Genomic DNA, 22426 nt, shown 5'->3' with positions numbered 1-22426 from the left:
ACCGGCACAGCCCTCCCGACCTTTGGCTCAAGTCAACACAGTTGCCTTGAACGTGACGTTCGGATTCATCGGCACCATGATCGGCGCAGATTGAGTCAGCACGTATTCGGCTGCTGGATCACCCTGCTCCAAATAGTTGCGAGGGAATCGATCCCATGCGCCATAACGTGCATGAGGGTCTTGGATCGCGCCAAAGCAGCGATACCCATTGAGGTTCGGACCAGTGAGAACCACAGCTTTCGGGTCGAGGAAATCGACACGAGTGCTACCTTCCTCATAGTAATCCGAATAAACCCAGGCTTCGAGATCAGGACCAAGATCACCGACGAACTCGATCTCAGAATCACGAGACAGGCCGGTGCGGACATTGCCATCACGACCACGGAAATTGCGATCCATGAGTGCTTTGATGTCATCGTTCTTACGAACGGCGTCCCAAGCATCAGTACCAAAAATGACCCGATTGGTGCGACCACCGAACTCGGCGCGACGACAGAGAGTTCGCCAAGTCTCAATGTTCTCAGTAATGGTAGCGGTCGTCTGATCCCAACGCGCACCAGTAGTCAGCGCAACTGTGTGCGCGGCGTCGCGGCGAAAATCGACTTCACGAGAAGGCGACAAGTCATCTTCGATAACTACGCGACCGTCGATCATTGCACGGGCGGCCAGCCATTCGAGCCGACGATCAATCGCTTCATTATGCTGAACAGCAATATCAGCAATGATCGCCTGACGACGCATCTCAGGCGAAGAAGGGTTGGGGTCAAGCAGTTCACCCGGACGGCGTTTCATGACCCGATCCGGTGTCACCGCATCCTTCATTTTGATGTAGGACGGTTTGATCCGAGTCAGCACAGAGCGGCGTTCGTAAATAGGCTTGCCTTGCGACATCGGAGTCACGAAGGTCGCCAGCCTACGACCGCTGTGCGGAATCTTCTCAAAGTCGATGTACTCATCGTCCTGATTGGTTTGGTTGGTGAAGTAACTGGCCCAAAAGAAACTTGGAGCGTCTTCTTCACGCATGACACCGAGCAGCGCGGCGGTATCATAGAACTGAGGCGTGATAGTCATTGGAAGTATCCTCTTCTTAAATTGGAGTCAGATCAGATTTGCGGCGTACCGGCACCGAGAACCTGCGGAGCCGCGCCATTAATCTGTTGCAGAACAATGTTGGTCGGCGTCGGAGCATCCTCAAACGCAGCAAGCAGAGTTGCTGGGTCGCTGTAAGTGCCGTCCACCGTCAACGCGCCAATGTTGAAGTTACCGGCACGGATAAGGCCAACAGGCTGAGTGACGTTGTTGCCGAGGATCGGAGACGCAGTGATACCGATAGGCGCAATGCTGTTTTCCGGTGCCAGAGTGTCAATCGTCGCCGGAACCAGATCACCGCGCCCGTCGAAACCGACCACGGTGTAAGCGGGCATTGCAACCGAGCCATCGGCGCTGTAACCGCTCACAGTCAGGATTTTGGGCTGTTCGCCTGCGATAAGTTCAACATAGCTGAAATTATCGGTTTCGTATGAAGGCAGACCTCCACCGTCATGAGGAATATTGGACATTGTATTCATCCTTTTGAATGAGTGGGTAAATCAGGCGACGTTCACGCAGCCTTGTTCGACGGACCAAAGCCGGTCATCGCCTTGCGAGCTGCGAGCAGTGTATTCGCACCGGCCTGACCCTCATTGGCGTTCTCGTCTTCCTGCTCGGACTTCCAAACATTGGCGTCGAGATCGAGGTTGCCGGTCGCCATTGCCTGCTCAAAACTGCCCGACTGAGTAGTCGTCGCTTCTTCGAGCATGGTGGTTTCTTCCGGCATGTTAGCGAGGAACTTTTCAGCATCCTCAGCACTCATGTCGGTGTTCATGGCGACGTTTTCGGCGGCGATGGGGCGCGTCTTTGCGGCGTCACAACCACGGATGGTTTTCTGACGCTCACGCTCGGCAGCAATGCCTTCGGCAATACCTGCTTTGCGGCCTTCGGCGCGGGCTTCGGTAACTGCGGCCTCATTTTCAGCCGCAGAAGTGTCCGTGTTCTCTTTGGACATGGTAGGTTGCTCCTGTTCTTGTGGATTGTCGGCCTCGAATGAGGACAATAACTCGTCCATGGGGCCGACCTGAGAGACCAACCCAAGGGACAAGGCTTCGGCTGCGGAATAAATGCGGGCTTCGGTGTCCCGAACAACCTGCTCATTCAGTCCGCGATTCCGTGCCACTTGCGACACGAAAACATCGTAAATTTCATCAACCCGCACTTGCAGCCGGCTCTTCATTTCATCGCTCAGAGGGGCGTAAGCGTTGCCGTCAACTTTGTGCTTTCCGGCATGAACGAAGGTGATATTGACCCCCATTGCCTCCATCCGTTTCGACATATCCATGTGAGAGATCACAACGCCGATAGAGCCTGCGCCCGCAGTGCGTTCGAGATTGATTGCACTGCTGGCGCTGGCGAGCGCGTAAGCGGCAGAATATGCGTTTTCGCTAACGAAGGTTTCGACGGGTTTAACCTGCCGCGCCGCGTAGATGCGATCAGCACAATCAAAGCACTCAGCAACAGCACCGCCGCCGCTGTCCACGCGCAAAGCAATGCGTTCGACCGCGCTATCGGCCAGACCACGGGAAAGAGCGCGACAGACATATTCATAGCCGGTCGCCCAATCGCTTATCGTGTAGCCGAAGTTGGTGAGCAAAATCCCTTTTACCGGGATGTGCAGCGTACCGTTCATGACGTTGTACGGGCGATAAGCTGACAGCCAGCTATCCTCGGAAGGCCAATAACCGTCATCATTGTCCACGGCGCGGCCCGAAGGACTATAGGTGTTGTCATTGTCCGCACTGAGCAGCTTAATGTTGGCGTTCAGAAACTCGCTCAGGGCTTGTGCGCGGGCCTCGAACCAACTCTCAGAATTTGGGTTGAGAAGGGCCGGAACCTTGTCGAAGCGAGACAGAATGGTGTTATTGGTCATCTCGTGGCTCCCTTGCTTCCTGGTCATCGCTTGAGGCGTCAGAAACCGCGCCCATCATCGCCTCGTTGCCGGAGAAATCGAGGCCGAGTTCGTCGGCCATCCGCTGTTCGCGGGCAATCTGACGGAACACTTTGCGGTAGTCGCGACCAAAGCGCGCAATCTCGATTTCACGGGTGCTGATCCCCGCGTTAAGTCGCGCAATGGCTGCCTGCGTTTCCTTGAGTTCTTCGATCTGACCGCGTGATGCGCCGATCCAATCGCAAGCCGTGTAGGCTTCGGCCATCAGGGGGTCGTAATAGTTGGGGGCGTTGGGACGATTCAGCGTCTCAATCGCGCCGCGATTATAAGCTTCCTCAAACCACAGCTTGAACACCGCCGTCGCCCATCGGTCGGCAATGATCTTCTTCTTTGAAGCCATGTAAAGCTGAGTGTCAGCCAGGGCAGCCTTGATCGAAGAATAGTTGGTGCGCGAATAGTCCCGCGAAACCTGTTCACCAGATACACCGCTACCTGCGGCCAGATAGCGCAATAGCGATTGCTCGAACTCAGTACCGAGCAATCCCCCTTTGCCTACCGGCATCAGATTCAGCTTAGAACCTGGAGGCAAGTGTGGAATCTTAACGCCGTCAAGTTGGGCGTATTTCGACTTACCGACATATTGGGCAACCGTGGACAGATAAGAGTCCATGTACGTCGAAATCGCCTCTTCAACCCGCCCATCATTGGTGACATTGCCGCCACCAATCAGATTGAAAATCACATCGGTCGGAAGATCGCTCTCAATAGCTGCCGCATATGATGAGTTGACGATCATGTTCTGCAAGGCAACATCACGAATTTTGCGCGCCTGATAGGTCTCACGTAGCATCGCAGTCAGTTCTGAAATGCCGCGTGTCTGATCGGGTCGTACCTGCTCGAAAATGTGAATGATCTGCTTGCGGCCCCAAGGGCGGTTGGCGCGCACATATTTGAAATCATGCACGTCAGGATCACGGAAATCTGACGGATGCGCTTGCCGGACATAATAACCGAGGGGCCGACCGCGCTTGTTGCGCCGAACACCGCCACGCACCCGAACATCAAACTGTGCAGTCGGTGGCGTGGTGATCCGCTCGTTGTCGAGCAGCAAAATGGCTGTGTTGAATGGGCGGTCGCTCTCTTCGCGCAACCATTCGACGGCTGAGAAGGACTCCCCTCCCATGAAGTTAATGCCGGTAACGAGGCGGACCATCTCAGAGAAAGTGTTGCGGCGCGTCGCGTCCACCCAACACTCACTGCTTTCCGCCCATAGCGTGAACTTCTCTTCGACTTCCTCTTGGAACTCTTCTTCCCAAACGTCATCAGCCTGCCCCCAAAGGACGCGGGTTGATGGTTTAGCGTTGAGAAGAAATACCGAACCAACGATGTAGTTCTGGTGGATGCTGCCAATGTTCGAGATGTATGCGTCATTGCGCATCGTGTCCCGCGTCCGTGCATCGGCCATAGCCTTTGCGGGCAGTATCTCATTGTCCGCAGACGTGATCGGCGGTGCCCAAAGCGCCAGTTCCCGGTCAAATCGGTTAGCGCCATCATAGGCACCACCGGCGACCGATTTTACAGAGCCGACTCCTTCTGCCGGGACGATAGCAGGATCGGAGCCGACTCCCCCGGCTAGGCCGAGAAGGTCATCAATTTGGACCGGCGCGCCCATTAGAGAAACCTCAAAGGGGCATTACCGAGACCAACTGGAACCGCGAAATTCGGCTCCATGCTGCGAATGTAGGAAAGAAGTTTGTGGGCAGTCGCGGGCTGGTAACGGATACTCTCACCCGAATGATCGCGCACTTCAACAACCGACTCACCGATCATGAGACGGTGGTACGCCGCTTTGGCCTCATCAAGCAGTTGTTGTTCGTCAAGCATATTGCATAAAAATACAATATGACCAGACCGAATCAATTAAATATTGAAATAACCTATTGTTTTATATCAGTATTATTCACATAAAATGTGAATCTATATTTCATTTGACATGATAAATGACACGGAACAGTCGGGTTTTACTGCATAAACATTATTCCCCTTTTTTGTGAATAGTGAGACGTTCCATCCACCGCTTGCTCTTTTCATAACTCGTTCCGAAGTGCGCTCGTAATCGTCGTCGCGTCCATAAACGGCCAACCGCTTGAGATGTTCGCGCTCAGCCGCGTAAACAGAATCCCAACCTTCCTCGCATGAGCGAGGGTTACGCTCGGTGTGTCCGCCCGAAATGTACATCAAACCGATTACTACGCCGATAGTACCGAAAAAGCCCCAAAAGAGAAAAGCTGCGATTTTGTTGACCATGGTTCGATTCCTTATTGCCAAAATACAACCAGGTTATATTTGGTGAATCATAATAACCCGTTAAGCGAGTATTTCGCCCAACTTACTTAAATCGCGTTTCTTCGTTGTTTCTGTGAATCGCGGCCCGTCTTCGGCTTCAAACACAAGCGTATTCACGTCCCACTCAGCGGCCCATGCAGGCGGGTTGTTCCAGTCAATCGTCTCAAATGCGATCCGGCTATCAAGCAGAAGGCCGACACAGTAATAGAGCAAGTCCCACGCTTCATTGCGTTTCCCACTGCTGGATACCCACCCCTTGTCAGACCGGACCTCGGCGGTAAGCTGAGAATACAGCCAGGATATGTCCACCTGCTTGCCGCTTTCATCATACCAGATCGGGAAGTTCACCCGTCCACCGGCTGCATCGGAGCGATTGAGCATACCGCTGATCTGATCTTTGAGAGTGTTGGAGTTCAGAAAGACAACAGGTACATCGCCCCGCGCACCGCTATTACGATCTTTGCGCTTGGAGTCAGGATAGTCACGCCGGTAACGTGGTGCTTTGGGTGAAGGCTCACCCTTGATAAGCTGAAAGCGATTATGATGCTGCCGGCCGATCTCGTCGTCCCGTAATGATCGCCAAAACTCATAGGCTCGTGCGGTCACACCGGCCTTACCGCCAGAGTCACACCCGACAAGTTTCACCTGCATCCGGCGCCCGCTGTCATCGGCCAGAGGGTAAGTCTTCTCGATCACCATTTCGGTTATTGTGGACCAGTCCTCAATGTAACCGGCTGGATCAAGGATCATATGCTCGCCATTGTCATCGAGACGAGTGTTGCTTTTCCTGATCTTGAACATATCGACGAGCCAAACATCGCCGCCGACGCCGATACCATGGACCTGTACAACGAATGATCGAGCCTGCACGTCAACCGTAGCAATCAGGAAGCGCACACCTTCGGGAACAACTGGTTCTGTCCGTGTGCCGCCCCAATGCTGCGCACGAGCTGCGAGTTCTTCTGGTAGTCTTCCGGCTTCAAGGGCTTTAGGAATGTAAGGCTCACCTTGGTCCACGTTGATTGTGGTGCGCAAGGCTTCCTCATCCGCGTTCTTTTCCCACGCTTCCACAGCGTCAAGGTGCTTCACCACCAGTTCTTTCCATGTGGTGAAGGCTGCGGCTGGCCCCTTCATCCAAAATGAAGCGATCCCGCTACGTCGAATGGTGTGACCGCTCTTTGGTACGACGCTGCCGTCAGGCAACCAAATGGCACCGTCCTTGATCCATTTACCGCCGAGGTTCAGTTCGTATTGTTGGTCTGGTTCCATGGTGTAGCCGCAATGGGGGCAACACATGACGACCTGCTCAGCCGCTTCCATGTGATCGCGTGAATCCGGGTACACCAATTTGTCGAAGGATGGTTCAAATGCCTCATGACATTGCGGGCATTGCCAATACCATCGGCGTCGGTCGCCGCGATTATAGAGGTCGAGGATTCCGGTCGTCGGTGGCGCTTCGTGCGGTGATGAGGCTATCCATTTGGGGTTAGTGACCTCTCGGCCTGGGCTGGACTCAACCGCACACATCGCCCGCCTCTTGAACGTCTGCCCGCGCTTCCTGGTGAGGTCAAACGCATTACCCTCACCACCAATAGAGTCGGGGATGCGGTCATAGTCCATGATGAATTGACGGGGGATTGTTTTGCCTGACAATTCGGTGATTGAGGGCCATTTGATGAGCAGTCGCATACCTGAGAGAAATGCTTTGTCATGCACATTGTCATTTTGCCGACCAGGGACCATGCGGCTGCGCAACTCAGGTGAGTTTCTTACTGCCTTATCAAGATCGGCCTGCGACCAGTCCCTCGCTGTCGATTGGGTCATATGCACCACCAGCATGTCGGCAGGATCGCAAATTGCGGTATGACAGAGCCAGTTGATGAACATTGCTGACTTGCCGGTACGTGCTGGACCGACAAACACCAATCCCTTGAGATCAAGGCTCGTCAGTTCGTTCATCGGCTCGACGAGATATGGGGCTTTGTTGAGATCGAAAGGGCCAACATGGGAGCCGGGATTATTGACGATATGATATTGCGACGCCTCGGCCACGCTTAGCCTTTCAGGGGGCCGAACGCTCTCCGCCGACGCGGCAACGATATGCTCCATTGAACTGAATCTGGCTTCGGGCAGTTTCATAGCAAGTCGTCAATCTTCACACTGCCGCCGAGCAGGTCATCAATCGTTTCCGGCTCAGCAACATCGCCGAGCAGATCGTCTAATGTGGTTGGGGCGGGTGTACCGATAGTGGCTAAAGAGTGGTACTTAGCTGTAAGATGGTCTGCCGCGTCCTTTATGATCGTCGGCAATTGGGACCAGTCGATATGATATGCTGATCCGGCCCCTAGCGCATCTCGATCGATGAAGGTTTTGTGGCGATGTTCGATCTGATCCCACTGTTTGATGAGCATTAAGCACATCTTGTCATAGAAGGAGTCGGTCAGGAACGGATCGTCCTTCTCGTAATAGGCGTAAGACGCCATCAGAAACCACGGCACAAGCATGTTCGGGTTGTTGGTGACAATCCGCTTCGCTACGGCGTCATATTGTTCCGGTCTAAAGCGCATCGCTGATCTGCCCTTCGTCAATTTCGGTATTCTTGCTTTGCTCAGGGGCGAGCGGGTCTTCCTTGTCACGCAGGCTAAGGGTTTCCCCTTGCGATGGCATGGAGACCAATGCCTCATAGAGATCGCTTTTCAGCGCATGGGTCATCTGCTCGATTTTCAGGATATTCTCATCGGAGATACCCTTCATCTCGCGTATGTCCTCAACCCACATATCAATGCGGTCCTTGAAGGTCATATTCACCTGGCCGAGAAGGTCGAGCAGATCGGTGGTGTGCCAGACTTCCCCGGCGTCCCTCAAATACCGCAACCGTTCGCGCTGAGCCTGCCAGAACACCTTGTTGACTTCCGGGGGTAGTTTGGCGGCGTTGAGTGTCCGAATGAACTCATCGGTCGTCATTTTGGGCGGCAGCAGATATTGGCAAGCAGTCTTGAAATCATAAACCGGGCGATTACCGCCTGCCATTCCCAAAATGGGACACCGCACCAACCTGGTCCGCACCGTCTTGGGGTCCATGTTGAAGACCTCAGAGAGAAAATTCATTGATACCGGGCGCTTCAACGCGCCCATTTCAACAAAGGTAGTCCCACTGCCTGCGGCTTTGATCGCCCGATCCTTGGCAAGTTTGTTCAACCGGCGCTCCCGCACCGACTCTTCTTGCGGCTTGGTCCCGAGAAGGTCGTCAATCCCGCTCATCATAACAAGTCCCCGATCAGATCGTCATGGCTTCGGCCATTAACCAAAGCGGCATCCTGCTCGTGTTCGAGGAATGTGGCGATGAAGTATGCCGCGACCTCGCTGACGATTGCGTTACCGAAGCCTTTGAGGAGGTTCGCCCGGTTTTTGCTCTCAAGGGGGCCACCAGAATCCAACTGATAGGCAGACCCATCAACCAGAGGGAATGTGCCGGACTCAACTGGCCTCCACTTTCCATCCCGGCAGAAGAGCCAGTCAGCATCTCGCCAGAAGCCGTTAGTCGGGCTGGGCCGTGCTTCTCCATCTCCTCTTTGTTCAGAAAGCCCAAATGAACCTGAGAAGCCAAGCCCATGTTCACTTTCCTGCCGGACGGGTGTTTGCCTGTCATTGACGTATCCGGGTGAGGTCTCTTGCCCCCATTCCCGTCCGATGCCGCTGCCGTGTTCCATCCCGACAACTGCGTCATCGTCTGAATGTTCATTCCGCCCGAACGCCCTTGAGTCCCCGGCCCCGTGGTCGAGTTCTCGTGAGGAGTGGCCCAACCCGCCATCGACGCTCTTTGTGGTAACGGTATCCCCGTGTCGTGCGCTCTGATCGTTCCCTTGCCCCGATTGGCGTCCATCGCCGTCACTGTCGGCCAACCGGCGAGATTGAATTGCACCGATTGGGTCAGGGACTTCCCCGTCATTTTGGGGGTCAGCGTTCCGCCCCGCTTCCCATCCGTCGCCGAGGAGGTCGGCCAACCTGCCACCGCCGCCTGCCTCGGCAACTGGTCTATCCGTGATCGCCCGTCCGGTCGTTCGAGCGCCATCCCCTCGCTGTCTTTCCAATCGCGTGTTGTTGTAACCCACCCGCTCATCTGCGTTTTGGGCTTGGGCGACGAGGAAGGTTCTTTGGCGGATGTGCGGCGCACCGAAGCCCGCAGCGCACAGATCGAACGGCCCGCAGGTGTAACCCGTTCCTTCCAGGTCAGCTTGTACAAGGTCGAGCCAAGCGAGTCCGTCCTTCGACGCAACCTGCTCTGCAAAGACGACACCAGGTTCGCACTGTTCGATGAGATAGTGCCAGAATGGCCATAGGTGCCGCTCGTCAGCAGTCCCTTTTCTTTTGCCTGCGCCGCTGAAAGGTTGGCACGGACAACTGCCGGTCCACACTGGTCGTTCATCTGGCCACCCTGCGAGCCGCAAGGCGTAGGACCAGACTCCGATGCCCGCAAAGAAATGGCATTGGGTGTAGCCTGCAAGTTCGACTGGTTTGATGTCTCGAATGTCACGCTCATCAACATCTCCGTAAGCGATCAGACCGGCATCAATGAGGTTACGGAGCCATTGAGCAGCATGGGGGTCGATCTCATTGTAATACGCCCGCGTCACAGCAGGTCTCCGATCCCCTCGGAAACCACCTGGTCACGCTTCCACTTCATGACTTCATCCCGAAACCATACGACAGCCCGAATGTCCCTCAACCGATGGCTTTGCGGAAAGATACCGGCGTCCATCTTGCGATAGATTGTGGCCTTCGACAGAGTCGTCGCCTCAATCACTTCGGGCAAGCGCATCCATTTGGGATCGCTATGTGAGACGTTCTGATACGGCATGGCACATTGTTATCCGGGTGAAACTTGAATAACAATACGCAAAACTTGAATATGTGGCAAGGGGTGTCAGAAAAATTCACCTTTTCTCGCTTTCGCGGGCCACACAAACTTGAATAAGGGTTAAAGCAGCTCAGAGAAACCCTGCTGCTCCTCAAGGAAATCAGCCCACCACTGCATCATCTTACGACGAGGCCCAAGGTATTCGGCGGCGTTATACGCTCCGCGAATCTTGTTCTCTTCCACATGGGCCAATTGGCGCTCAATCCAGTCCTCGTGGAAAACGCGCATGTCGTTCGCATCGACCTGCTCGTTCGCCAAAGTGGACGCCATACCCCTAAAGCCATGGACGGTCGCTTTTCCGAGATAACCCAGATCGTATAAGCAGTAGAGCATCACGTTTTCGTCAATCGGCTTTAGAGCATTGCGAACTTGGGCGAACTGCCATTGGCTACCCATCTTTTGCGCCAAGGTTTCGATCCGATCCAGCAATGGGCCTGCTTGGCGCGGCAGCGGAACTAGATGCTCCCTGCCCATCTTCATGCGATCCGCAGGCACCCGCCACAATAGTTCGTCAGTATCGCGGCCTTCAATTTCCTCCGGGCGGAAGAACCTCGTCTCAGATGTCCTGGCCCAAGTGAGGATCGTCCATTGCAACGCCAGCTTCACGGTTTCACTGTGATTGGACTTGCGCAGTTTCGCATAGAAGTCCGGCAGATCGCTTAGACTCAACTGCCTGTAATGTTGGGTCTTAGGCTTAGGCTTGAGCGCGTCATTGACATCAGGGACCGGATTATAGGACGCCCTTTTGGTCGCAATCGCATAGCGCATTACACGGCTGACATAACGAAGAGTTCTGCGCAAAAGGTCATAAACCTCGCGCTGTTCCATTCGCTCTATCAGTGACAAAATCTCTTCATGCGAGACCTCATCAATGGGGCGGTCGCCGAAGAGGGGAAAAGGGTCATTCTCCAGCCTGCCTATCACAATATCAGCATAGCGTTTGGTCCACTTAGACTGCTGCAACTCGAACCACTCGCGGGCGATGGTTTCAAACGAGGGCTTGTCTTTATCGGGCTTGTCGGAAGTGGGATAGTTGCCGGCGCGAATTTCAGCTTTGACCTTCTCACGCCAAAAGCGAGCATCGGCCAAAGACATTTCGGAATATGGTCCGCCACGGACTTTCATTTGCTTGCCGTCGCGGCGATAGGCGAGAAACCAGGTCTTCCGACCGCTCGGTCTCACTTCGATATAAAGCCCGCCCCCATCAGATAATCGTCGATATGGTTTTCCACCTGCTTTGGCGTTTTTGATCTTCAAGTCCGTCAGTGCCATATCCGTCACCAAAAAGAGCCAACAAAGAGCCAACAAATGAGTCGCGCTTCAATGAGACTATATGAGACCGCTTGGGACAAAAAATCAAGGTTTCTCTAGCATTTTAGATGGTAGCTGAGAATGTATGAGACTGTATGAGAAGTGGAATTGGTGGACAGGGCTGGATTCGAACCAGCGTACGCTCACGCGGGCAGATTTACAGTCTGCTGCCTTTAACCACTCGGCCACCTGTCCATAGGCGCGCGATTCCTGATGCAACGGATCGCGTCGGCAAGAGGCGGCTCAATGGCGAAAAGCCCGCCTCATGTCAATGCTCTCAGACGATGAAATATTTACCCGCCGCAATGATTGGCATTGGCCGATGAATATGCGAGGGCAGATGACATGAAAAGAGGACGGCAGGCAAAGCAGAAAAAGGCATCGCGTCAGCGTGGCCGCGGCGGATCAGCGGTTGCGCCGCGTTTTTGGGGACATCATGCGGTAGAGGCGGCGCTGGCCAATCCGGAACGTGAGGTACGCAAGCTGTTGGGCACGCGCAATGCGCTGTCTGAACTGGAGATTCCCGAGCAACTGCCGGTGCAATATTGCGAGCTCACCGATCTGGCGCTTTTGGTGCCACCCGATGCGCCGCATCAGGGTGTTGTGGCCGAGGTTGCGCCACTAGAAGATATCGGCCTGCCCGAATGCCTTGATCGCGCAGACGGCAAGCCGCTGGTAATCCTCGACCAGGTTACCGATCCGCGCAATATCGGTGCGATCTTTCGGTCTGCCCTCGCCTTTGGCGCGGGCGCGATCATTACCCAGGATCGCCATGCGCCGCCGGAATCCGGTGTCATCGCCAAAGCAGCCTCAGGCGCGCTTGACCGGCTGCCCTGGGTGCGGGTGGTCAATCTGTCTCGGGCGCTCGAGGAAATGGCCGATGCCGGATATTGGCGGGTGGCGCTGACCGGCCATGGCGAAAAGGCCTATGCCGATGCGGTCGGCACCGGGCCCGTGGCGCTGGTACTGGGCGCAGAGGGCGAAGGCCTGCGCCCTAATGTCGCCGCGCATTGCGATATAGAGGCCTATCTACCGATTGAGGAGGCTATGGAGAGCCTGAATGTCTCCAATGCGGCGGCGATTGCGCTATATGTGTTGAGCACCAGAGAGAAGTGAGGGGAGAAGGCTGATGGGACTACGCGTAATCGCTGCACTGAGCGCAGTATTGATGCTGACTAGCTGCGTACTGACACCGGGCCAATTCACGTCCGAACTCAGCATCGACAAATCCGGGCAGTTTACCTTCAGCTATCAGGGCGAGATTTCGGTGCTGGGCTTCAACCAGTTGATCGACATGGCGGCGCATGAAAATGCCGAAGGCTTTGCGGGCGAATGCTATAATGACGAATTTGAAGAACGCCCCTGCACCGAAGAAGAAAAAGAGGAACAGAGAGCCGCCAAGGCTGCCGAAAATGCGCGCGATGCCGAGATGTTCAAAACGCTGCTTGGCGGCATTGACCCAAGCAAGCCGGAAGCGATTGACGATTTTATCGAGCGCGTATCGCGGCAAAAGGGATGGAACAGCATCAGCCATAAGGGCAAGGGCGTATTTGATGTGGACTTTCGCATCAGCGGCAATGCCGATCAGGGCTTTACCTTCCCGATGATCGAGAAGCTGCAGGCGGCGAGCCCGTTTGTGACCATCATTGCCCGCAAGGACAATAAAGTACGCGTCGAAGCGCCAGGCTTTGCCGGTAGCGAGCAGGGCCCTGGAATGGGTACATTTGGCGCATTGGCTGCCATGGGTGCAGGAGAAAGCGGAAAAGGTGGCACCCCCGCCCCGGCTGTTCTGCCCAACGGCACATTCACCGTCCGCACAAGCGGTACCATCCTCACCAACAATACCGAGGAAGGCCCAACGCGTGAGAACGGTGAGCAGGTGCTGCGCTGGGAGATTACGCCCGCGACAACACAGCCACCGGAAACGCTGATTGCGCTGGATTGATCCCGCGCCAGATAATGAAGAGGAAACGCTTATGCTGACCCGTATCATCGCGACCTTTACAGCCTGCCTGCTGCTCACCAGTTGCTTCCTGACGCCCGGCGAGTTTGAGGCGGATCTCACGCTCAATGATGATGGCAGCTATCGTTTTGCCTATGTCGGGCAGATTCAGTTGGTGCTGCCAGAAAGGGAATTTCGTAAACCTAGAACACGTCCCTTTGACCCGAATTCCGTCTATTGCGAAAGCCGGGTCAATCTGGAGACAGGCGAGGAAGAGCCGATAAGCGAGAACGACAGGGTTCTAGAAGCACAGACTGCGGCAGACGCCGCTACAGAGGCTGCAATCGCGGCTGCCGAAGGTGCAACGGTAGAAACACCGACGCCGCGCTACAGTTACAAAGGCCGTGAATGCACCGATGCCGAATTGGCCGAGAAACGCGCCGAACATGATCGTCGCAATGCCGAAAGGCTGGCCGAACATGAGCAGCGACTGAAGGTGTTGTCGTCGGTGTTCGGCGGAGCTGTGCCGGGCAATGACGAAAGCATGGAGAAACTGGCGCAGAAGCTGGAGGCCTATGAAGGCTGGAACTCGGTCCGCTATCAGGGAGATGACGTTTTTCTGGTCGATTACTCGGTGGAAGGCCAGGTTTCGAGCGGCTTTCTTTTCCCGCAATTCCCCGATACCGCGCTCAATATGCCTTTTGTCCAAATCATCCCGGTTAAGGATGGCAAATATGAAATCATTGCCCCTGCCTTTGGCGGTAGCGGGACGGTGGCAACGCTATCAAAGCTTGATCGCTCATATAGACGCGGGCTGGATGAACAGGCAATGCTGGTTCCGTCGGGCACCTTCACCATCCGCACCAATGGCGAAGTGCTTGCGAACAATAACGACCAAGGCAGGGTGCGCGAAAATGGCAGCAATGTCATCCGATGGAATGTGACCGAAGGGCTGGAGAGCCCGCGGGCTCTGATTGGACCTGCGCAATAACAGCATAATAACATGGGCCGAGTTTGCACCCAGCCGGCAAAGAACAAATAAAAATGGGGCAGGATTTCTCCTGCCCCATGATTTTTTCCGCGAAGCAAAAATATGGCCGCCCGCAGGCAGCCATATTCTCTATTAGTTGACGGCGTCTTTCAGGCCCTTGCCAGCCTTGAACTTTGGCTGGGTCGAGGCTGCAATTTGCATTGGCTCGCCGGTACGCGGGTTACGGCCGGTTGATGCCTTGCGCTCGGTCACTGAAAAGGTACCGAAACCAACCAGACGGACTTCGCCGCCTTTGCTGAGCGTGCTGGTGATGGAATCAAAAACAGCTTCAACAGCTTTGCCAGCGTCATTTTTGCTAAGACCGCTGTGATCAGCGACTGCACCAATTAGATCATTCTTGTTCATATTCTGGGTATCCCCCCTTGCTGATATTTCTACCTGATTCGCGGGATCAGATGGGACTGATAACCACCTTTACCCCATGTCTGTCAAAGGGAATTCCGCACTTTTCCGCCACTTTCTGCGCTATTGTTGCATGTGTATATCACAGTTTACATTTAGTGCGGCAATTGCGGATCATTCTGGTCAGCGGCAAATCCGGCGGGCCGTGCTGCCAGTTCATCCGCCTCGGTCCAGTCAATCGCTTCCAGCGTCTCGGTAAGTGCTTCGCTGAGCACTGCATCGACATGGGCCACGGGAATAATCTTTAAGCCTTGCGTGATATTGTCGGGAATATCCGCCAGATCCTTTTGATTTTCTTCAGGAATTAATACTGTCGTAATACCACCGCGTAATGCCGCAAGTAGCTTCTCCTTAAGCCCACCAATAGGCAAGACCCTGCCTCGCAGCGTTACTTCACCGGTCATCGCGACGTCTTTACGGACCGGGATTCCGGTGAGCGTAGAGACCATCGATGTGACCATACCAATGCCGGCAGACGGCCCATCTTTGGGCACTGCGCCTTCGGGCAGGTGGATATGGACATCCTTGCGATTAAAGATATCCGGTTTGATACCGTAGGAAGGCGAGCGTGCCTTGACATAGGACCACGCCGCTTGAACCGACTCCCGCATTACCTCGCCGAGCTTGCCGGTGGTTTTGATCTGCCCTTTGCCCGGGACCGTGACCGACTCAATCGTCAGCAACTCACCGCCAACCTCGGTCCAGGCCAGCCCGGTGACGCCGCCAATCTGATGCTCTTCCTCGCCGACACCATGGCGGAATTTGCGCACACCGGAGAAGTCGGCAAGATTTTCGGTGGTGATGACCACCTTCTCATCCTCGCCTTCGATTATCTTACGCAGCGATTTGCGCGCCAGCTTGGCGATCTCACGCTCCAGCGTCCGCACCCCGGCCTCGCGGGTATAATAGCGGATCAGATCGCGCAGGGCGTCGTCTTCGAGCGTGAATTCGCCTTCTTTCAGGCCATGCGCTTCAATCTGCTTGGCCACCAGATGGCGCTTGGCAATCTCGACCTTCTCATCCTCGGTATAGCCTTCGAGCCTGATGATCTCCATGCGATCAAGCAGCGGCTGCGGCAGGTTAAGCGAATTGGCCGTAGTGACGAACATGATGTCCGACAGGTCAATATCAATCTCAAGATAATGGTCCTGAAACTTGCCATTCTGTTCGGGATCAAGAACCTCAAGCAGCGCTGATGCCGGATCACCCCGGAAATCCTGACCCAGCTTGTCAATCTCGTCGAGCAGGAACAACGGATTGGATGTGCCCGCTTTTTTGAGATTATTGACGATCTTGCCCGGCATCGAGCCGATATAGGTCCGCCTATGGCCACGGATTTCCGCCTCATCGCGCACACCGCCGAGTGACTGACGGACAAATTCGCGTCCAGTCGCCTTGGCAATCGACTTACCCAGCGAGGTCTTGCCGACTCCCGGAGGGCCGACAAGGCAGAGGATCGGGCCTTTCAACTTGTTGGTCCGGCTTTGCACCGCGAGATATTCGATGATGCGTTCCTTGACCTTTTCCAGCGCGAAATGGTCGGCATCAAGGATTTCCTGCGCCTTGCTGATATCTTTCTTCAGCCGCGACTTTTTGCCCCAAGGCAGGCCGAGCAGCACATCAAGATAGTTTCGCACAACTGTGGCTTCGGCTGACATCGGCGCCATGGAACGCAGCTTCTTCAGCTCCGCCTCAGCCTTGGTCTTGGCGTCCTTGGAAAGCTTCATCTCACGGATTTTCTGCGCCAGTTCAGACAGCTCATCGCCGCCTTCGCCGTCACCATCGCCAAGCTCGCTCTGGATCGCTTTCAATTGCTCATTGAGATAATATTCGCGCTGTGTCTTTTCCATCTGGCGCTTGACGCGACCGCGGATTTTCTTCTCGACCTGAAGCACGCCGAGCTCGCCTTCCATAAATCCGAACAGCAGTTCCAGCCGCTTGACCGGGTCCAGCTCCATCAGCAGCGATTGCTTGTCGGCGACCTTGATATTGAGATGCGCCGCAACCGCATCGCCGAGCGCACCGGCATCGTCAATTTCAGACAGTTGTACGGCGGTTTCGCTCGGCATCTTCTTGTTGAGCTTGGTATAATTCTCAAACTGCTCGACAACCGAGCGCATCAGCGCAGCAACCTCGGTACCGCTGGCGCTGTTCTGCTCTTGCGGGCTGACCTCAGCCAAACAGACACTTTCCTCAGTGCGCAGCGCTTCAAGGCTGGCGCGGCGTTGGCCTTCGACCAGCACGCGGACGGTGCCATCGGGCAGTTTCAGCATCTGCAAGACAGTCGCCACCACGCCCATATCATAAAGATCATTCTGGTCCGGATCGTCACAGGCCGGGTCAAGCTGCGACACAAGGAAAATCTCCTTATTGGCCGCCATGGCCTGTTCCAGCGCGGCGACTGATTTGTCGCGACCGACGAACAGCGGAACAATCATCTGCGGGAAAACAACAATATCACGCAGCGGAAGAAGAGGGAAAGTCTGGTTCATAAGATATGATGCAATCTATGTTACGATATTACTTGCATAAGATATTGGCATTGGCGCGGCTGGCTTCAACCGGTCAGGCCCACAGGATCAGCTGAACGGCATCTTGAAACCCGGCGGCAATGGCAGCGATGATGACATTTTCGCCATTTCTTCCTCGCTCGCCTTATCTGCCTTCGCCCGCGCATCGTTAAATGCAGCAGCGACCAGATCTTCCAGCATCGCCTTGTCATCGGGGGTGATCAGGCTGTCATCGATCGATACGCTCAAAATACGGCCCTTGGCGGTCGCTTTCACCTTGACCATGCCGCCGCCGGAAACGCCCTCAACCTCGACCGCTTCGAGCCGCTGCTGCGCTTCCTGCATCTGGTTCTGCACATTCTGCGCCGCTTCCTGAGCGGCTTTCATCATTTCTTCCATGTCCTTCACGCGCGTAAACTCCTGTCCGGGTGGGCCTCTGCCTCACCATTTTCTATCAATTCCGCATCCGGAAATGCGTCAAGCGCAGCCCGTACCAACGGGGTTTGCAGGATTGATTCCTTTCGGGCCTCCGCCTGCGACAAAGCACGCTCCCTGATACTGGGTTGGGCATTGCCGTCGCCCTTTTCAACCTGCCAGCGCTTGCCGGTCAGCCGTAGCAACGCATCGCGCAACTTAGCCTCAAAATCGGAGCGGACCTTGCTGGCCAACTGATACACTATCCTGCCATCGCCATAATCAACCAGCCGCATATGGTCGTGCATGATCTGCGCAAGCTCTAAATGCCCTTCCCTGTCCAGCGCCTGAATCAGATCGGTAAAGGGCATAGCCGGGGTGGCCTGATGCTGTGCGGCGGTATTGGCTGTTTCGGGCGCAAATTGCGCCGGCGGTTGCGACACAGCAACCGTGGCCTCGGCCTGATTGGTAGCGGCCGGACCTGTCGACGGTGCAGAAGCCGGAGCCGCGATTGCCGCAGCCCCACCGCCCTGATCCAGCACCTTCGCAACAGCGCCGGGATCGGGCAACGAAGCCGCATACACCAGCCGCAACATCGCCATATCCATCGCCTCGCGCGGATCGGGAGCATGCGCGACTTCGCTATGCGCCTTCAGCAGCATCTGCCACAGCCGGTGCAGTGTGCCATGCGTCATCTGCGCCGCATGCTCGCTGAGCATCGCCTGATCCTCGGCGCTCAAGCCATTGCTCTTGGCCGCCTTCTCATCAATCTTCGCCAGCGTGATCGCGTGCACCATATCCATCAGCGCCCGCACTTGAGCCAGCGGCTCGACACCCAGCTCATGCTGCTGGTCGAGCAGCGACAGCATCGTGCCATCTTCCCCCTGCAGCACATGGCCGAGCAATTGCCGCACCACGGTGCGGTCGGACAGGCCGAGCATATTGCGCACCGCCTCGGCCGAGATATGCGGCCGGGCATCGCTGCCAGCATCATCGGCTAGTGCCATATCGGCGTGCGCAATCGCCTGATCCAGCACCGACAGCCCATCACGCACCGAACCATCAGCGGCGCGCGCGATCATCATCAGCGCATCATGATCTGCATCCACCGCCTCTTTGGTGCAGATAGTGGCGAAATGCTCAGTCAACAGCTCAGTAGAAATACGTTTCAGATCGAAGCGTTGACAGCGGGACAGCACCGTAATCGGCACCTTGTCCACCTCGGTGGTGGCGAACAGGAATTTCACATGCGCTGGCGGCTCTTCCAAGGTCTTAAGTAATGCGTTGAACGCATTTTTCGACAGCATATGCACTTCGTCGATGATGTAGATTTTATAGCGCGCCGAGACACTGGCATAACGCACCGCTTCAATAATCTCGCGCACATCGTCGACGCCAGTATGGCTGGCGGCGTCCATCTCAATGACGTCAATATGCCGCCCCTCGGCAATCGCAACGCAATGTTCGCACACGCCACAAGGATCAATCGTTGGCCCGCCCTGCCCGTCCGGACCAATACAGTTCAGCGCCTTGGCGATCAGTCGCGCGGTCGAGGTCTTGCCCACCCCGCGCACCCCGGTCATCAGGAACGCATGCGCCAGCCGTTCGCGTTTGATAGCATTGCTGAGCGTCTGCACCATCGCCGATTGGCCGATCAGATCAGAAAAGGTCTGCGGCCGATATTTGCGCGCTAAAACACGATAAGGCTGCGCCGCATCCGTCGCTGCTGAAGAATCCTGCCCACCGGGTAGATCAAGCCCCAGGCTCATCGCCCCCTCGCCCGCACTGTCTGACTCGCTATTCTGTGGCACTTGCTCACTCATAATCCCAATATAGGCCTGCCCCACCGCCCGCGTCGATAGCCGTTGCAAATTAGCACGGGATAATATACCTCTGAATGACAGTCAGAGGTATATTATCCCGTGCTGCCGATGGTGGTGCATTTGTGACGCTTGGTGTTACGTTTGTTGGCGGACGAGTAGCGCGAGCAGGAGAGGTATCGGCATTTCGAGACGCTATTTTGATACGCGCACCGCAGTGCAGATTACGCAGGTCAGCCGGGCGCGGATTGACCAGATGATCTCCAAAGGGCTGGTGGCGCTGCGCAAACCGCCCAAAGCCGGCCATTCACGACAATTGACGATGAATGAGCTGGCCGAAATCATGGTGCTCGACCGGCTGACCACTTTGGGGCTGGATGTCGCGGGGCATAATCTGATGCACCATATGCCGCTGAAACTGGTCTATCACGCGCCAGACCCTGCACTGGTTATCGCCAGACTGCATATCCTCGCGCCGATGGATCAGGGCAAGACGCTGTCGCCGCATTTCCAGTCCGTGCAGAGCCTGCGCTTCACCACAGTGACGCAGGCGCGGCAGATGCTGGATGATCCCGATCTGATCGGCGTGACGATCCTGCCGCTCAAGGAGATACTCGACCATATCGAGGCCGCGGCGGAGGAGTTGGGGATCCTTTGAAGCAATGCCTCAAGAAATCAATCTCGAGTCCGCTTAAGTTTTGCGCCCGGAGGGATGATACTAGACAGCTTGTTATTAGCCCCGGAAACCGAAGGGATCATGACTTTCTCAGGGGTGACATCAACCACATTGCTTATGATTGGGGAGCAATCGGCAACCACTTCTACACAGAGAAATGCGGTTGCAATCATCCATGATGTATCCACTCCCTCCATCACAAAGCTCAGCACGGATTCTTTTGTCCATGGATGCCCGCCCACTCTAAACAATGCAGAGTTAGGCCGCTCTCCCGCCTCCCAGATATCCACCAAACCATGCTCATCCAATACGCGGTACGCTGAGACTTGGTCGAAATCGATGTCGAAGACTTGCCCTTTGCAATAGCTAAAGGCCTTAATACGTAATTCTGGGATACTGTGGTCGAGCAACCCGTGTGTATAACGCACGAAGCTATCATCAGGCATGCGGTTAGTCGTCTGAATGAAGTCCTGCCCCGAACTCACTTGCAAGATTGCAAGTTCATCATCCGAGAAGGCAGTTTGCCAAGGCTTGAAGAATATTTCTTTTTTGCTTTCCATTACCTCACACTAGCGAAGCAAATTTCTGTCTGAAAGCTGTAAAGGAGCCGAGCGACCCGTAGAAAAAATCGTTGTGGCTGCTTCCTTCCGGACCTGACCAGGTTGGCGACGACCACGTCCGCCCGACTCCCAAGGGCCATATGGCGTCCCTTTTGTGAAAATGCAATATCGCTTTGCGGCAGTGTTCAGTAGAGTTTTCCCATCTCATGCCAGGCAACATTCGCCATAGCCGCTTGCACCATGTCCATATCTGCTGTTGGCCGGTCGCAATAGATGGTGAGGAAATAGCGGCCCTTATCGGTGATGATATAGGCCATGTCATTGACTGCCAGCGCCTCGGGATAGCCGGTGCCGGTCTTGTTGCCGATATCCCATTCTTCCGGAAGCCCGGCGCGGATGCGGCTTTTGCCTGTCTTGGTTCCCGCCATCAGGCGGCGCAATATCATTGGGCCTTCTTCATCGGGAATTTCGCTGAAGCACAGACTCGCCATCAGGATCGCCATGGCTGATGGCGAGGTGGTATCGCGGGGATCGCCGATGATATTCTGGTTCAATTCCGGCTCATAGCGGTCGAGACGAGAGATCGGATCGCGATGCGAACGGAAGAATCTGGTCATCGCTTCCGGCCCACCAATATGTCGTAGCAGGATATTCGCGGCAGCATTGTCGCTGATCTGCACCACAGCTTCGAGGAGGTGCTGAATCGTCATAGTCCGGCGTTCTTCGGCCAATACACGCTCGACTGCGGGCGCATAGGAGACAAGGTCATCCTCGGAGATCGGTATGCTGGTCGCCAGCCAGTCTGATATGGACTCTATGCCTTCCCTTTCTTCGGTGAAGAATGAGGGCATCTCCAGCACTGCCGCCGCCAGCGGCGCCTTGAAAGTGGAGCACATGGCAAAGCGCTCATTCATCCGATGTCCAGCGAGCAGGCGCAGTTGGTCATCGACCAGCGCCACGCCCATGCGGCCACCAATGCTCTCATTGATTTTGGTCAGCACCGGGTCGGGTGCCTGCATCGCCAGACGCGACGCCGGTTCCGCTTCAGCCTCGGCAACAGGCGTGCAGCCCGCGAGTACCAGCCCGGCTCCCAGACCGCCCAAAACCTCCCGCCGCCCGCAGAGAGGCCCGCGCTCAGGCACCGGTCATATCGCGCACTTCATTGGGGATCCGCACTGTCATGCCATCCAGTTCGGGCGTCAGCACAATCTGGCAGGACAGGCGGCTGGTCGCGGTAACCGCGCTGGCAAGATCAAGCATATCTTCTTCCAGCTCGCTTGCCTCGGGGACTTTGGCAAAGTCCTCTTTAGGCAGAATGACATGACAGGTGGAGCATGCCATCTGCCCCTCGCACGTGCCTTCCAGCGGCTCGCCATGCGCCTGGGCCAGGTTGAGCAGCTTGTCGCCGACTTTGCCGGTCACGGTCTGCTCCTGCTTGCCATCGGCGCTGACAAAATGGATCGTAACAGTGTCGCTCACTTGTCTGCTCCCACCTT

General features: G+C 55.6%; 23 protein-coding genes, 1 tRNA gene and 1 other RNA gene. 4 read left to right on the top strand and 21 right to left on the bottom strand.

The genetic code is table 11. The annotated features are described in order from the left end of the window. Positions 1-27: 27 nt before the first annotated feature. The 13 genes from RB602_RS06285 to RB602_RS06225 all read right to left on the bottom strand — a co-directional run bounded on the left by RB602_RS06285 (position 28) and on the right by RB602_RS06225 (position 11750). On the bottom strand, positions 28-1071 hold the full coding sequence (locus tag RB602_RS06285) for a major capsid protein (protein ID WP_317083943.1): 1044 nt from the start codon (positions 1069-1071) through the stop codon (positions 28-30). Positions 1072-1103: 32 nt separating this feature from the next. Further along, positions 1104-1559 (bottom strand): hypothetical protein, encoded by a 456-nt coding sequence (locus tag RB602_RS06280; RefSeq protein WP_317083941.1) that lies wholly within the window; start codon positions 1557-1559, stop codon positions 1104-1106. A 41-nt stretch (positions 1560-1600) separates the two neighbouring features. Beyond that, positions 1601-2962: a S49 family peptidase gene (locus RB602_RS06275; RefSeq protein ID WP_317083939.1), complete on the bottom strand. Its 1362-nt coding sequence runs from the start codon at positions 2960-2962 to the stop codon at positions 1601-1603. After that, positions 2952-4652: a phage portal protein gene (locus RB602_RS06270; protein ID WP_317083937.1), complete on the bottom strand. Its 1701-nt coding sequence runs from the start codon at positions 4650-4652 to the stop codon at positions 2952-2954. Before RB602_RS06270 ends, RB602_RS06275 begins: the two co-directional genes overlap by 11 nt. Then, a complete protein-coding gene (locus tag RB602_RS15390) occupies positions 4652-4810 on the bottom strand; it encodes a hypothetical protein (protein WP_406568410.1) in 159 nt (52 codons plus the stop codon). The genes RB602_RS06270 and RB602_RS15390 overlap by 1 nt, the downstream gene beginning before the upstream one ends. 147 nt (positions 4811-4957) lie before the next feature. Beyond that, a complete protein-coding gene (locus RB602_RS06260; protein ID WP_317083934.1) occupies positions 4958-5287 on the bottom strand; it encodes a hypothetical protein in 330 nt (109 codons plus the stop codon). A 60-nt stretch (positions 5288-5347) separates the two neighbouring features. After that, a complete protein-coding gene (locus RB602_RS06255) occupies positions 5348-7465 on the bottom strand; it encodes a phage terminase large subunit family protein (protein ID WP_317083932.1) in 2118 nt (705 codons plus the stop codon). Beyond that, on the bottom strand, positions 7462-7893 hold the full coding sequence (locus RB602_RS06250) for a DNA ligase LigA-related protein (RefSeq protein ID WP_317083930.1): 432 nt from the start codon (positions 7891-7893) through the stop codon (positions 7462-7464). The genes RB602_RS06255 and RB602_RS06250 overlap by 4 nt, the downstream gene beginning before the upstream one ends. Then, positions 7883-8590, bottom strand: coding sequence for a DUF1441 family protein (locus RB602_RS06245; RefSeq protein ID WP_317083928.1), 708 nt, complete (start codon positions 8588-8590; stop codon positions 7883-7885). The genes RB602_RS06250 and RB602_RS06245 overlap by 11 nt, the downstream gene beginning before the upstream one ends. Continuing rightward, positions 8587-9960: a DNA cytosine methyltransferase gene (locus RB602_RS06240; RefSeq protein ID WP_317083927.1), complete on the bottom strand. Its 1374-nt coding sequence runs from the start codon at positions 9958-9960 to the stop codon at positions 8587-8589. Before RB602_RS06240 ends, RB602_RS06245 begins: the two co-directional genes overlap by 4 nt. After that, the gene (locus RB602_RS06235; RefSeq protein WP_317083925.1) at positions 9957-10184 is read right to left on the bottom strand and encodes a helix-turn-helix transcriptional regulator; all 228 of its coding nucleotides are present in this window, start codon (positions 10182-10184) and stop codon (positions 9957-9959) included. The genes RB602_RS06240 and RB602_RS06235 overlap by 4 nt, the downstream gene beginning before the upstream one ends. Positions 10185-10304: 120 nt before the next feature. Continuing rightward, positions 10305-11516 carry a tyrosine-type recombinase/integrase gene (locus RB602_RS06230; RefSeq protein WP_317083924.1) on the bottom strand — a complete coding sequence of 404 codons (1212 nt, stop codon included), beginning with the start codon at positions 11514-11516 and terminating at the stop codon, positions 10305-10307. A 148-nt stretch (positions 11517-11664) separates the two neighbouring features. After that, positions 11665-11750, bottom strand: a tRNA-Tyr gene (locus tag RB602_RS06225). A gap of 150 nt (positions 11751-11900) precedes the next feature. Between RB602_RS06225 and rlmB the strand changes: the two genes are divergently transcribed. From rlmB to RB602_RS06210, 3 genes are read left to right on the top strand one after another with little or no spacing between them, the layout of a single operon-like run. Then, entirely contained in the window at positions 11901-12671 is a 771-nt protein-coding gene (gene rlmB / locus RB602_RS06220; RefSeq protein ID WP_317083922.1) for a 23S rRNA (guanosine(2251)-2'-O)-methyltransferase RlmB, read from the top strand. Positions 12672-12684: 13 nt separating this feature from the next. After that, entirely contained in the window at positions 12685-13500 is an 816-nt protein-coding gene (locus RB602_RS06215) for a hypothetical protein (RefSeq protein ID WP_317083921.1), read from the top strand. A 31-nt stretch (positions 13501-13531) separates the two neighbouring features. Then, on the top strand, positions 13532-14488 hold the full coding sequence (locus RB602_RS06210; protein WP_317083919.1) for a hypothetical protein: 957 nt from the start codon (positions 13532-13534) through the stop codon (positions 14486-14488). 132 nt (positions 14489-14620) lie between these two features. Here the strand turns inward: RB602_RS06210 and RB602_RS06205 are convergent, their stop codons facing one another. The 4 genes from RB602_RS06205 to RB602_RS06190 all read right to left on the bottom strand — a co-directional run bounded on the left by RB602_RS06205 (position 14621) and on the right by RB602_RS06190 (position 19643). After that, positions 14621-14893 carry an HU family DNA-binding protein gene (locus RB602_RS06205; RefSeq protein ID WP_317083917.1) on the bottom strand — a complete coding sequence of 91 codons (273 nt, stop codon included), beginning with the start codon at positions 14891-14893 and terminating at the stop codon, positions 14621-14623. 152 nt (positions 14894-15045) lie between these two features. Then, a complete protein-coding gene (lon, locus tag RB602_RS06200) occupies positions 15046-17442 on the bottom strand; it encodes an endopeptidase La (RefSeq protein ID WP_317083915.1) in 2397 nt (798 codons plus the stop codon). Positions 17443-17529: 87 nt separating this feature from the next. Then, positions 17530-17868 (bottom strand): YbaB/EbfC family nucleoid-associated protein, encoded by a 339-nt coding sequence (locus tag RB602_RS06195; RefSeq protein WP_317083913.1) that lies wholly within the window; start codon positions 17866-17868, stop codon positions 17530-17532. Then, positions 17865-19643, bottom strand: coding sequence for a DNA polymerase III subunit gamma/tau (locus RB602_RS06190; RefSeq protein WP_317084444.1), 1779 nt, complete (start codon positions 19641-19643; stop codon positions 17865-17867). The genes RB602_RS06195 and RB602_RS06190 overlap by 4 nt, the downstream gene beginning before the upstream one ends. Before the next feature lie 268 nt (positions 19644-19911). Between RB602_RS06190 and RB602_RS06185 the strand changes: the two genes are divergently transcribed. Then, positions 19912-20352: a hypothetical protein gene (locus RB602_RS06185; protein ID WP_317083911.1), complete on the top strand. Its 441-nt coding sequence runs from the start codon at positions 19912-19914 to the stop codon at positions 20350-20352. A gap of 17 nt (positions 20353-20369) precedes the next feature. On the opposite strand, the gene RB602_RS06180 is transcribed toward RB602_RS06185, so the two are convergent. From RB602_RS06180 to RB602_RS06165, 4 genes are all read right to left on the bottom strand, one after another. Then, positions 20370-20930, bottom strand: a complete 561-nt coding sequence (locus tag RB602_RS06180; RefSeq protein ID WP_317083909.1) for a hypothetical protein — start codon at positions 20928-20930, stop codon at positions 20370-20372. Positions 20931-20967: 37 nt separating this feature from the next. Then, positions 20968-21063, bottom strand: an RNA gene (gene ffs, locus RB602_RS06175) — signal recognition particle sRNA small type. A 52-nt stretch (positions 21064-21115) separates the two neighbouring features. Next, positions 21116-22033: a class A beta-lactamase gene (bla, locus tag RB602_RS06170; RefSeq protein ID WP_317083908.1), complete on the bottom strand. Its 918-nt coding sequence runs from the start codon at positions 22031-22033 to the stop codon at positions 21116-21118. Between the two features lie 31 nt (positions 22034-22064). Further along, positions 22065-22409 carry a 2Fe-2S iron-sulfur cluster-binding protein gene (locus tag RB602_RS06165; protein WP_406568395.1) on the bottom strand — a complete coding sequence of 115 codons (345 nt, stop codon included), beginning with the start codon at positions 22407-22409 and terminating at the stop codon, positions 22065-22067. Positions 22410-22426: the final 17 nt, after the last annotated feature.

The organism is Parasphingorhabdus sp. SCSIO 66989 (assembly GCF_032852305.1).
GTDB lineage: Bacteria > Pseudomonadota > Alphaproteobacteria > Sphingomonadales > Sphingomonadaceae > Alterisphingorhabdus > Alterisphingorhabdus coralli.
Note: the sequence above shows the minus strand (reverse complement) of the source record. Positions and strands in the feature narration are given on the sequence as shown.